The organism is Thermodesulfobacteriota bacterium, from assembly GCA_040758155.1.
In the GTDB taxonomy this organism is placed as follows: Bacteria; Desulfobacterota; Deferrimicrobia; order Deferrimicrobiales; family Deferrimicrobiaceae; genus UBA2219.
In genome coordinates this window covers 1-11819 of sequence record JBFLWB010000185.1, presented here as the reverse complement: position 1 = coordinate 11819, position 11819 = coordinate 1, and the positions used below count along the sequence as shown (strand labels likewise).

The following is an 11819-nucleotide window of genomic DNA, read 5'->3' as shown; positions in this document are numbered from 1 at the left end:
GCACCTACAGGGTCCTCGCGGAGCTCCGCTCATGGATCGACCGGGCGCGCGCCCGCCTCCTTGCGATGCGGCACCGCCACCCGCTCGCGGGCAGCGCCGCCCTGTTCCTCCGGCGCATATCGCCCTACTTCCCCTGGATCGTGATGCTCCTCGGCGTGTTCCTGGCGGAGGCGCTGCTCGCCGGCACGGACCTCGCCGAGATCGGGCAATTCCTTCCCTACCTGTCCTTCTACATCGGCTACCGGATCTTCCTGATCCTCGGGACCTCCCTCTTCGCCATGCCGGGAGCCGCCGGCCGGACCGACAGGGATCGGGTCCGGAGCTCCGTGCGCGGGATCGGCCTTTTCTTCCTGGCCGGCGTCTCGGCGCTCCACGCCACAGAGATGGCGGCCGGAAAGGCGCTTGCATACGGTATCGTGCGCGGCCTGCTCCTCTACGTCGGAACGCTTGCGCTGTTCGCGACCGCCCGCCGGTGGCGCCGGGAGATCGGCGACATGGCGGCGCGGGAGTTCCCGGACGCGGGGAAGCGGCTCGAGCGGCTCTGTTCGGGAAACGCCGCGTCCTGGGTATCCTGTTTCCCGGTCCTCCTCCTCCTGGCCCTCTCCAGGGCCGCGGGGAGGGCATTGGCCTGGGCCTTCCGGTTCGACCTGTTCAAGCGCGCGGGCGCGGAGCTGTTCCGGCGGCGCCTGGAAGGAACGGCGGAACGGGCGGGGAGGGGCGGGGGAAAGGCCGAGACGCCTTCCGCCCGGCTTCCCGGGGAGTATCTCCGCTGGTTCGACCTGCACGCTCCTCCGCCGGAGCGGGCGCTGGTCCGTCCCGAGGAATGGGTCGCCCCCCGGCTCCGGTCGATGATCGAGGAATGGGCGAACGGGAATTCCGAAGAGCACTCGGTGATGATCTACGGCGACAAGGGGTGCGGCAAGACGACGCTCCTTCGGACCTTCGCCCCGAGCCTGCCCGTGGAGAGGGTGATCCACGTTCCCCTGCCCTGCCGGATGCGGAAGCGGGAGGACACCCTGCGGTATTTCGGGAAGCACCTGGGCGTCTCCCTGGAGGAAGGGCCGGCGGCGCTGTCCCGCGCCTTCACGGGCGCGGAAAAAACCGTCGTCCTGATGGACGACGCGCAGAACCTTTTCGTGAGCGCCCTCGGCGGTTTCGAGGGATACCGGGCGCTGGGCGACCTGGTCAACGCCCCGACGGACAGCCTGTTCTGGGTGGCCGCGATCAACCGCCGCTCCTGGGAATACCTGGACGGCGTCTACGGGAAGAACCTCTGCTTCCGGAGGGTCTTCGAGACGCCCGCCTGGCCCGATACCGACATCCGGCAACTCATCCTGTCCCGGCACGGCCTCTCGGGATTGCGGATCTCCTACGAGGACATCATCGGAGCCGTGCAGTCCGCCACGGAGGAATCCGCGGTGGCGCAGCTCGAGGAGCAGTTCTTCCGGCTCCTGTGGAGGGAGTCCCGCGGGAATCCCCGGGCGGCGATGGTGCTGTGGCTCTCCGCGCTGGCGCCCGATCCGGACGGAAGCCTGCGCGTCGGCATTCCGCGCCACCAGGAGTTCCATTCGCTGGAGACGGCGGGGGACGACACCCTGTTCGTCTTCGCGGCGATCATCCGCCACGAGAACCTCGCGCTCGAGGAAATCGTGGAGGCGGTGGACCTGCCGGAGCGGGTCGTCCGGCACGCCGTCCGGATCGGGGTGGAAAAAGGCGCCATCGCCCGCTTCCCCGACGGGAGATACCGGGTCACGCCGGAGGCGCAGTTCGCGCTGAACCAGCTCCTGGAAAGGAGGAACTTCCTGTATGGATGAGGGGCTGATCGACCGTGTCGAAAACCTGGCCGGCAGACTCGACGTCTGGACGGTCCTCCTGCTCTTCGCGGGAATCCTTTTCCTGGTCGCGGCGGTCCGCCTGCTCCGGCGGCTCGCGACCGGCCTCCACCGGCGCCTTCCCACCCGCCGCATCCTGGTATCCCAGGTCGCCACCGTCCTCGAATTCGTCATCTACATCTTCGGCAGCGCCTTCCTGTTCCTGGCGGTGATCCAGCCGTCGCGCGAGATCCTCTTCGCGGCCGCCGGCAGCGCGGCCGTGGCGCTGGGGTTCGCGTCCAAGGACCTGGTGAGCTCCCTGATCGCCGGCCTCATCCTGCTGTTCGACCGCCCCTTCCAGGTCGGCGACCGGGTGACCTTCGGGAACGTCTACGGGGAGATCCGGAACATCGGCCTCCGGGCGGTCCGTCTCGTCACCCTGGACGACAACCTGGTCACGATCCCGAACCACCGGTTCCTCGCCGACGTCGTGTCCTCGGGGAACGCGGGAAACCTGGACATGATGGTGACCATGGACTTCCACGTGGCGCTGGACTCGGACCTGGCCGCGGCGCGCGACATCCTCCACGAGACGCTGGTGACCAGCCGCTACATCTTCCTGAAGAAGCCGGTCGAGGTGGTCGCCTCCGAGGCGGCCGTATCGGGCCGGCTGGCCATGCGGCTCCAGGCCAAGGCATACGTGATGGACGTGCGGTTCGAGAAGGCGTTCCAGACGGATATCTACATCCGGGGAACCGAGGCGCTGCGGCGCGGCGGCATAAAGCGTCCCCCGCTGGAGCTGGCGGTCACGGCCTGACGGGCGGATCGATCGCCTTGTGCACGACCTCGCTCAGCATCTGGAGCGTGTACGGCTTCGGCACGATGCCCGAGAACCCGAACCGGGCCGGATCGGCGAGGACCGGGTCGTTCGAATAGCCGCTGGAGACGATGGCGACGACGCCGGGATCGATCCTTTTCAGGATCCCGATCGCTTCCTTCCCCCCCATCCCTCCCGGGATCGTCAGGTCCATGATGACCGCGTCGTACGGTTGCCCCGCGGCGAGCGCCCGCTCGTACAGGCCGATCGCCTCCGCGCCGTCCTTCGAGCAGGCCGTCTCGTACCCCAGCTTGCCCAGCATCCTTTGGGCGAGACGCAGGATGGCTTCCTCGTCGTCCATCAGGAGAATGCTCCCCTTCCCGTTCCGGGGTCCCTCTGCCGGCTTCCCTGCGGTTTCCGGAAGCTTCTCGGAAACCGGAAGGTACACGTGAAACTCCGTCCCCTCTCCCGGACGGGACTCCACCTCGATATGGCCGTCGTGCCGCTTGACGATGGAGTACACGGTCGCCAGCCCCAGCCCGCTGCCGCGCTCCTTGGTCGTGAAGTACGGATCGAAGATCCGGGGAAGGACCTCGGCGGGAATGCCGGGGCCATCGTCCCGCACCGACACCCTCACCATGGCCCCCGCCGGCCGGATCCCCTCCGGCGGCGAATCCGCGCGCACGTTCTCCGCGGAGATCCGGACCACGCCGCCCTTCTCCATCGCCTGCATCGCGTTGATCACGAGGTTGTTCACGACCTGGCTCAGCTGCCCCTCGTCGACGAACGCGGGCCGCAGGTCCGGCTCGATGCGGAACTCGCAGCGGACGCTCGACCCCCGGGTGACGAACACGGCGGACTGCCGGATCAGCTCGGAGACGGACACCGCCTTCCGGACCGGCGCCCCGCCCTTGGAAAACGTCAGGAGCTGCTGGGTCAACCCGACGGCCCGCTGGGCGGCCTTCTCGATCTCCTCCAGGGAATCGACGGAAGGGTGGTTCCCCCCGGCCTTCACCATGGAGAGGTTCCCGACGATCGCCGAAAGAAGGTTGTTGAAGTCGTGCGCGATCCCGCCCGCCAGCACGCCGACCGATTCGAGCTTCTGGGCGTTCAGCAGCCGCTCCTCCATCTTCTTCTTTTCCGTTTTGTCCCGGAACACCAGGACCCCGCCGAGGATGTCTCCCCGCGGGTCGCGGATCGGCGCGTAGCTGCCGGAGACGATGTGGCCGGCGCCGTCCCGGGACTGCAGGAGCAGGTCGTCGGTCGCGACGTGGAGCGCGCCCGCCGCCGCATCCCGCAGCGGGTGGATCTCCTTGCGCGGGTCCTTCGCGTCGAAGGTCCGGAAGATCTCGGCGAGCGGCCGCCCCCCGGCGTCCCGCTGCGCCCAGCCCGTCAGCTCCTCCGAAACCTTGTTCATCAGCGCCACCCGCCCCGACGTGTCCGTGGTGATCACTCCCTCGCCGATGCTGAGCAGGGTGACCGACAGCAGCTCCTTTTCTCCCGCCAGCGATTCGTTGGCGGTCTTGAGCTGGACGAACTTCTCCGCCAGGGATGCGGTCATCGCCTTGAAGTTGCGGACAAGGGAATGGATCTCCAGCAGGACGGATTCCGGCCAGTCGATCTTCTCCCGGCCGGCGAGCTTCGAGGGAAGGTCGGTCGTCACCTCCTTGAGCCGTTCGAAGGGGTGGACCAGCTTCCGGCTCAGGAACTCGGAAAAGAAGATCGACACCGCGATGAAGACGAGCATGAAAGAGAAGGTGTGGATATAAGTGGTTTCGTAGAGCTGCTTCTGGTACGGGGCCACGGGAACGAACAGCAGGGCCTTCCACGGGGCGATGTCTCCCACGGGGTTTTCGAGGAAATAATACGAATTCGTCCAGCGGTTGAACGCCGATTTCGCCGTCTCCTTCGGGGGAAGCCACTGGAAGATCCCGGATCGCGACGGAACGACCTCTCCCTTTTCGCGCAGGTTCAGGGGCTGCGTCGGCTGGAACATCCTGGCGGCGGAGATGACGACCCTGCCCTGCCCGTCGACGATCACCGTCTTCACATCATGGGGCTCCGTGACCGATGTAATCTCCTCCTTGAAGCGGACCAGGTCGAGGACTCCGAGCGCGAATCCCTCGAATCCCCCGTTCCCGAATATCGGCACGCCCAATGCGACCACGGGCGGGGACGCGCCGTCGGACTCCGTGAAGACGTCCGACACGCAGGGGCGCAGGGAGTCTTTCATTTTCTCGTAGAGCGGCATTCCGGAGGCGCGCGCGCCGGCCCCGTACTCTCCCGTTCCGTATCTCTCCGGGTACGCTGCGACGGGCCTGCCGTCCCGGTCGGCAACGTACAGGTAGCTGAAGGACGGGAACAGCCCCCGGATCGTCCTTATGCTGTCCCGCAGGTCCGCCGGGTGCGCCGCCCCGTTTTCTCCCGCGGACAAGGCGAGGACTTCGACACCCTCCAGGTGCCTCTGGAGGAACCGGTCGACCGTGAAAACGGTCTCCACCGAGGTGCTCTTCAGCACGTTCGTTATGGTTTTTTCCGCGTCCAGGAACGCCTTCCGGCTGTTCATGACCATGATGAACAGGACCGGCAGCAGCAGCACGGCAAGGATCAGGTTGAACAGCGCCTGCTGGATGGAGACCCTCTTCCGCTCTCCCGATATTCCCGCCCAGGAGCGGATCGGGACGTAATCCAGGATGGCGCTGGCGATCAGGGCGTTGAAGATCCCGTTCACGCTCTGTTTCAGGATCACGAACAGGACCATGTGATGGCTCGCCTTCATGATCCCGGTATACAGGAGGTAGTTCAGCGGGCTCCCGACGAGCAGCCAGTACATGCCGTCCAGCAGGACGATGTTCCTGTCCCTCTTCCGGTTCGCGATCCCGAGGAACAGGATTTCCAGCGAGAAGGTGACAATCCCGTACGGGTGGTGCCAGAAAGAGTACGTGCAGAGCGTCGCGACGACGGCGGCGGGCACCGCCCAGGCGATGCCGGCCAGGTTCAGCAGGACGATCAGGAAGATGCTGCCGAACAGGAAATCGAAGCCGTAAAAGAGGGAGAGCTTGAAGTGATTGCCCGCAAATCCCAAGGCAAAGAACAGCAGCGCGGCCGCGATCCGGACGATCGACCATTTCGCCGGCCCGGCGGCCGACGACGATATCTTAATCCAGGGCATCTACGGATCCGGCTCCATTCCCGAACGTTGCGAAATCCATGTGATTTCAGCTCCTCGGCATCTTTTATCGGAAGAATTTACCGGTATGTTTAACGCAATTGTGGCGTACAGGGGGAACTGTCTAACAGGCGCCCGGAGGGGGGATCCTCCGGAATTCCCGGGGCGAGGCGATGCCCGCGGACATCAGCAGACGGATCGCCTGTTCGACCGACATGTCCAGCCGCATGACCTTCTCCTCGTCGAAGAAGACGACGTCGCCGAGGTACAGGTGGTTCGTCGGGATGAACGCCGCCACCAGCCGCCGCCCGCCCTCCTCGACAGTCATCGTGCGGAACCCGATGGCGTAGCTGCCCGGCTTCGGGTGCTCCACGAGGAGCACCTCCTTGAACGACGCCGTATTTTTCGGGGAGAAGGCGTTCGTGAGCTGCTGCACGGCGGAATAGACGGAGCGGAAGCCGGGGACCCGCTGGATCAGCCGGTCGATCCCGTCGAGAAGCCGCTGCCCCGCCACGTTGCGGGCCAAGGTGCCGAGCAGCAGGAGAATGACCAGGCCGGTAAGGATCCCCGTCCCCGGGATATGGTCCACTCCCCCGACGACCCTCCGGACGAGACCGTCCACGATCGGGGAAAACAGCTGGTCCACCTCCCCGAAGAACCAGTGGAGGAGCGCCGCCGTCAGCCAGAGGGGAAGGAGAACGAAGATCCCCGCGACGAAACTTTTCTTGAGCTGTTCGACCACCGGGTTATTCTATCGTAAAACCGTATCCGGGGGTTAGGGCGATGGACCACGCGGTCGTGCTGGCCGGCGGCTCGGGGACCCGGTTCTGGCCGGAGAGCCGGGCGTCCCGGTCGAAGCAGTTCCTGGACCTCACCGGAGGCGGCCCCATGATCCGGGAGACGCTGGACCGGCTCCGCCCCCTCGTCCCTCCGGAGCGCACCTGGATCGTCGCCGGGAAAAAGGACGCCCCGCACCTCTCCCCCGCCGCGCTGGGCGTCCCCCGGGAGAATATCCTGCTGGAGCCCGAGGGGCGGAACACGGCCCCCGCGATCGCGCTGGCCGCGGGAGTCGTCTCCCGGCGCGACCCCGGGGCGGTCATCCTTGCGACCCCGGCGGACCATGCCGTCGGGAACGTCCGGGCGTTCCGCGATGTGGTCCGCAGGGGGCTCCGGCTGGCCCGGGAGACGGGACGCTTCGTCACCCTCGGCATCCCGCCGACCCACCCCTCCACCGGCTACGGATACATCGAGCGCGGCAGACCGTTCCCCGGACGGGTGAAGAGCGCCTTTCAGGTCACTCGGTTCGCCGAGAAGCCCGACCTGCCCACGGCGAAGCGGTTCCTGCGCACGGGGCGCTTCGACTGGAACAGCGGGATCTTCCTGTTCCGGACCGACGCCTTCGCGGACCGGCTCTCGAGACTCCTGCCGGAGGTGGACGAGCCGCTCCGGAAGGCGCTCGGCGGAGGAAGGAGGGGACTCGCCCGCCGGCTCGCGGAGGCGTACCGTCGCATGCCGTCCGTCTCGATCGACCACGGAATCCTCGAGAAGGAGAAGGGAATCCTGGTCCTCCCGGCGGACATGGGGTGGAGCGACCTGGGAACGTGGCGCTCGCTCCACGAGTTCCTCGGGGAGGAAGGAGGCAACGTCGCGTTCGGCGACGTCATCCTGGACGACTGCAGGAACACCCTCGTCCGGACGGACGGGGGTGTGGTCGCGGTCCTGGGAATGGAGGACACGGTGGTGGTCCGCTGCGGGGACGCCGTGCTCGTCTGCCCGCGCTCCCGGTCGGAGGACGTGAAGCGGATCGCGGCGGAGGTCCGCCGGCGCTTCCCCGCCCTCGCCTGAACTATCCTTCCGCCGGCTCCAGGACGTCCCCGAACATGGTGACGACCCGCCGGACCTCGTATTCGAGCGTCCCGCGCGGGATCGTGATGGTCACCGAGTCGCCGGTCTTCCGGTTCATCAGCCCTTTCCCCACCGGCGAGGCGATGGACACGAACGACCGGTTCCCGTCGGCCAGCTCCGGGATCACCAGGGTGTAGGTGATCTCCGACCCGTCCTCCAGGTTCTCGACCGTGACTTCGCTGCCCAGCCCCGCGCGGTCCCTCGGGATGTCCGACACGTTGATGCGGGAGAGGTCGGCCAGCCGCTTCTGGATCTGCCCGAGGCGCCCGTGCAGCGTCGACTGCCGCTCCTTGGCCGCCTCGTACTCGGCGTTCTCGGAGAGGTCTCCCTGCCCCATCGCCGCCTGGATCTCCTTCGGGAGAACGATCCGCAGCTCGTACTCGATCCGCTGCGCCTCTTCCTCGAGCTTGTGCCTCGCCGCCCTCAACAGTTCCATGTCGGTCACTTCTCCATCGTGAATTCCTGCATGTCGAACCAGAAACCGAACTGGCCGATCGAGTCCACCTCGGCGCGCAGGACCTTCGCATGCAGATCTTCTTCCTTCGCGAGGGCCAGGAACATCTCCCTCGCCTCGCCCGGCTCCGCGCTTTCCGCCATGGCGAGGTACTGGAGGTTCGCGTTCAGCTCCCGCTCCAGCGCCAGCTCCAGGATCCGGATCTCGTCCGCCTGCGTGATATCGGAGACGGTCGGCAGCTCGAGCTTCATGCTCTTCGTGAACCGCGCCGCCATCGCCTCCATGAGGGCGGCGTGGGGGATCACCCAATCCTTTCCCGCCAGGACGGAGGAAAGGTGCCGCTCGAGCTTGTCCAGGTGCCCCACCTCGTCGGAGGCGAGGCGGATGAGCACATCTTTGGCCTTGGGCTCCTTCACCGCCTTGGCGAACTGCAGGTAGAGGGCGGCGGCCTCCTTTTCACGGTCCATGGCCAGGTGGACGGCGACGACGATCTCCGCACGATTTCCCATGGTCTAGTCCTCCAGCGGCCGGAACATCTCTTTCGGTGCGTCGCACACCGGGCAGATCTCCGGCGGCTCGTCCCCTTCGTGGATATACCCGCAGACGACGCATTCCCAGCGTTTCGGGGCCACAGGAAGATTTTAACAGGACCGGGCCCGGATTGGGGAACGGACCGGGTTATCGCTTACCGATCCGCTCCATCCCGCCCATGTAAGGGCGCAGCGCCTCGGGGATCTCCACGGTGCCGTCCTCCCGCTGGTAATTCTCGAGGACCGCCACGGCCGTCCTGCCCACCGCCAGCCCCGATCCGTTCAGCGTGTGCGCCAGGCGCGGCTTTCCCGATGCCCCGTCCCGGAACCGGATCTTCGCGCGGCGCGCCTGGAAGTCGGTGAAGGTGCTGCAGGAGGAGATCTCCCGGTACCGCTCCTGGGAGGGGAGCCAGACCTCGATGTCGTACGTCTTGGCGGAGGAGAACCCCATGTCGCCCGTGCAGAGGGTGATCACCCGGTACGGCAGGCGGAGCCGCTTCAGGATGTCCTCCGCGTCGGTAGTGAGCTTCTCGAGCTCGTCGGCGGACTGCTCCGGGCGGCAGATCTTGACCAGCTCCACCTTGTTGAACTGGTGCTGCCGGATCATGCCGCGGGTGTCCTTGCCGTAGGAGCCCGCCTCCGCGCGGAAGCACGGCGTGTAGGCGGTCATCTTGACCGGGAGCGCCTCCCCCGGGAGGATCTCGTCCCGGTAGATGTTGGTCACGGGCACTTCCGCCGTCGGGACGAGGTAGTAGTCGGTCCCCGCGACGCGGAACAGGTCCTCCTCGAACTTGGGGAGCTGGCCGGTGCCGAGGAACGACGCGCTGTTCGCCATGAAGGGGGGCAGCACCTCCAGGTAGCCGTGCTCCCGCGTGTGGATGTCGAGCATGAAGGAGATGAGCGCCCGCTCCAGGAGCGCCCCGGCCCCCTTCGAGAGGCAGAACCGGCCGCCGGCGATCTTCGCCGCCCGGTCGAAGTCGAGGATGTCGAGCTCCGCCCCCAGGTCCACGTGGTCCTTCACCGGGAAAGGGAACGCGGGCGGATCGCCCCACGTCCGGACGGTGGGATTGTCCTCTTCCCCCGCCCCTTCGGGGACGGACGGGTCCGGGACGTTCGGGATGGAGAGGAGGAACTCCTCCATCCTCCGTTCGATCTCCGGCAGCTCGCCTTCGGCCGCCTTGAGGGTTTCCGACAGCGCCTTCATCCGCGCCATCAGCTCCGCGGCGTCCTTCTTCTCCCGCCGCAGCCGGCCGATCTCCTCCGAGGCGGCGTTGCGCTCGGCGCGCATCCTTTCCACCTCGACGAGTTTCTCCCGCCGCGCCCGGTCCAGCGCGACGAACCCCTCGAGCGACAAGGAGGACCGCCGCTTCCTCAGCATCTCCTCCACCGCGGGAATGTTCTCCCGGACGTATTTCAGATCGAGCATGGTGGATTACCCCTTTTCATGTTCATAAATGGACGGTGATCGGTGGTCGCGAGGGTCGCTTCCCTCGCACGAGTCGCTCCCCTTAGGGGACGCCTCGCAATGGCCATGGATGGCCAAGTGCCGCGGGCGCCATGGATGGCGCAGGAGCGGCTTCGCCGTCTCGATATTCGGCTGCGGTCGAGGCAACAAAATCCGGAGCCTTCCCGGGCTGCCTCGACACTCGTGCATCCCTGCACTTCGTGCTCGGTGCGACCCTTGCGGCGAATCACCGCCCATCCTCGCAAAGGGTAATCCACCGTTCACGATCCTGGTCTCCGTGCGGGGATGAACCCCGCGTCGCGGATAACGTGGACGATCTCCTCCTCCGTCATCCGGAAGGAGACGCCCGCGGAGGCGACGACGTTCTCCTCCATCATCGTGCTGCCGAAGTCGTCCGCGCCGAAGAACAGCCCCGCCTGGGCCACCTTCGCCCCCATGGTCACCCAGGAAACCTGCACGGTCGGGATGTTCGGCAGCAGGACCCGCGACAACGCCAGCACCTTGAGATACCCTGTCGCGTGGCCGAAGCCCGCGCCGGAATCCTTCCCGAAACCGGGATCGCGGAGCAGCTCGGTGTTCCCGGGCTGGAACGTCCACGGAATGAACGCGGTGAAGCCTCCAGTCTCTTCCTGGAGCGCCCGCACCCGGAGGAGGTGCGCGACGATCGCCTCCGGCGTCTCCACGCTGCCGAACATCATCGTCGCGGAGGTGCGCAGCCCCTGCCGGTGCGCCTCCCGCATCACGGCGGCCCACTGTTCCCACCCGATCTTGTTCGGGCTGATCCGCCGCCGGACCGCGTCGTCGAGGATCTCCGCGCCGCCGCCCGGGATCGAGTCGAGCCCGGCGTCCCGCAGCGCCGCGATGACCGCGCCGATCGTCATGTCCGACTGCCGCGCGAAGTGGCAGATCTCCGGCGGCGAGAAGCCGTGGAGCCGGATCGGGTGCCGCTTCACGGCGCGGACCAGCCGGACCGCTTCATCGATCCCCCAGTCCGGATGCAGCCCCCCCTGCAGCAGCACGCGGACGCCGCCCGCGGCAAGCGTCTCCTCGATCTTGGCGGACAGCTCCTCCTCGGAGAGGACGTAGGCGTCGGGGGCGTCCTTCTTCCGATAGAACGCGCAGAAGGAGCAGCCGCAGGCGCAGACATTCGTGTAGTTGATGTTCCGGTCGACGATGTAGGTGACCACGCCCTCCGGGTGCAGCGCCTTTCGGACCGCGTCGGCGGCGCGCCCCAGCGCGAACAGCGGGGCCTCCCGCAGCAGCCGCGCCCCCTCCGCGGGGGTCACCGAGCCATTATCACAGCCGGCCAACAATTTGCGCCAATCCGTCATGGTTTTACGAATCGATCCGCAATCATGATTTCAATCGGTCGATTTCCTGCCGGATTTGTTCAACAACCTCCTTGTTGTGAATGACTTTTTGTTTCCCCTCCGCTATAGAAATGATGTAAAAAACTTTTCCTCCATATTTTTCCGTAAACTTCTCATGTGTTTTTCTCTGGAATCCGGCCTCAGCGATAATCTGTGGGATATAAGCGTATCCTGCTGGCTTTATCTGCAATCCGATATGCTTTCCATTCACTTTGATATAAAAGTCAACGTTATAACCCCTGTCCCACTCATCTGGAGAAGGTTTTACCTCTACGGCGAGAAGTTCCTGAAGCTGTCC

11 protein-coding genes are annotated in these 11819 nt (G+C 66.2%); 3 read left to right on the top strand and 8 right to left on the bottom strand.

Annotated elements, in window-relative coordinates; translation table 11 throughout:
* Together AB1346_12710 and AB1346_12705 are read left to right on the top strand one after the other, a co-directional pair.
* Positions 1-1814: ATP-binding protein (locus AB1346_12710; protein ID MEW6721305.1), on the top strand; the 1814-nt coding region annotated here is incomplete at its 5' end.
* Positions 1807-2628: a mechanosensitive ion channel domain-containing protein gene (locus tag AB1346_12705; GenBank protein ID MEW6721304.1), complete on the top strand. Its 822-nt coding sequence runs from the start codon at positions 1807-1809 to the stop codon at positions 2626-2628. The genes AB1346_12710 and AB1346_12705, both read left to right, overlap by 8 nt.
* Here AB1346_12705 and AB1346_12700 read toward each other — a convergent pair.
* Positions 2618-5800, bottom strand: coding sequence for an ATP-binding protein (locus AB1346_12700; protein MEW6721303.1), 3183 nt, complete (start codon positions 5798-5800; stop codon positions 2618-2620). The two genes, AB1346_12705 and AB1346_12700, sit on opposite strands and share 11 nt — an antisense overlap.
* Before the next feature lie 121 nt (positions 5801-5921).
* On the bottom strand, positions 5922-6539 hold the full coding sequence (locus AB1346_12695) for a DUF502 domain-containing protein (protein MEW6721302.1): 618 nt from the start codon (positions 6537-6539) through the stop codon (positions 5922-5924).
* 41 nt (positions 6540-6580) lie between these two features.
* Here AB1346_12695 and AB1346_12690 point away from each other — a divergent pair, with 41 nt between their 5' ends.
* Positions 6581-7642 (top strand): sugar phosphate nucleotidyltransferase, encoded by a 1062-nt coding sequence (locus AB1346_12690; protein ID MEW6721301.1) that lies wholly within the window; start codon positions 6581-6583, stop codon positions 7640-7642.
* 1 nt (position 7643) lies between these two features.
* Here the strand turns inward: AB1346_12690 and greA are convergent, their stop codons facing one another.
* The 6 genes from greA to AB1346_12660 form a co-directional block, all read right to left on the bottom strand.
* Positions 7644-8138: a transcription elongation factor GreA gene (greA, locus tag AB1346_12685; GenBank protein ID MEW6721300.1), complete on the bottom strand. Its 495-nt coding sequence runs from the start codon at positions 8136-8138 to the stop codon at positions 7644-7646.
* Positions 8139-8143: 5 nt separating this feature from the next.
* Positions 8144-8665 (bottom strand): ferritin family protein, encoded by a 522-nt coding sequence (locus AB1346_12680; GenBank protein ID MEW6721299.1) that lies wholly within the window; start codon positions 8663-8665, stop codon positions 8144-8146.
* Positions 8666-8668: 3 nt separating this feature from the next.
* Complete coding sequence (locus AB1346_12675) at positions 8669-8788, bottom strand: rubredoxin-like domain-containing protein (GenBank protein ID MEW6721298.1); 120 nt, start codon at positions 8786-8788, stop codon at positions 8669-8671.
* A gap of 46 nt (positions 8789-8834) precedes the next feature.
* Entirely contained in the window at positions 8835-10112 is a 1278-nt protein-coding gene (gene serS / locus AB1346_12670; protein MEW6721297.1) for a serine--tRNA ligase, read from the bottom strand.
* Between the two features lie 299 nt (positions 10113-10411).
* Positions 10412-11437: a cyclic dehypoxanthinyl futalosine synthase gene (gene mqnC / locus AB1346_12665; protein MEW6721296.1), complete on the bottom strand. Its 1026-nt coding sequence runs from the start codon at positions 11435-11437 to the stop codon at positions 10412-10414.
* A 67-nt stretch (positions 11438-11504) separates the two neighbouring features.
* A partial coding sequence (locus AB1346_12660; protein ID MEW6721295.1) for an MjaI family restriction endonuclease occupies positions 11505-11819 on the bottom strand: 315 nt, incomplete at its 5' end.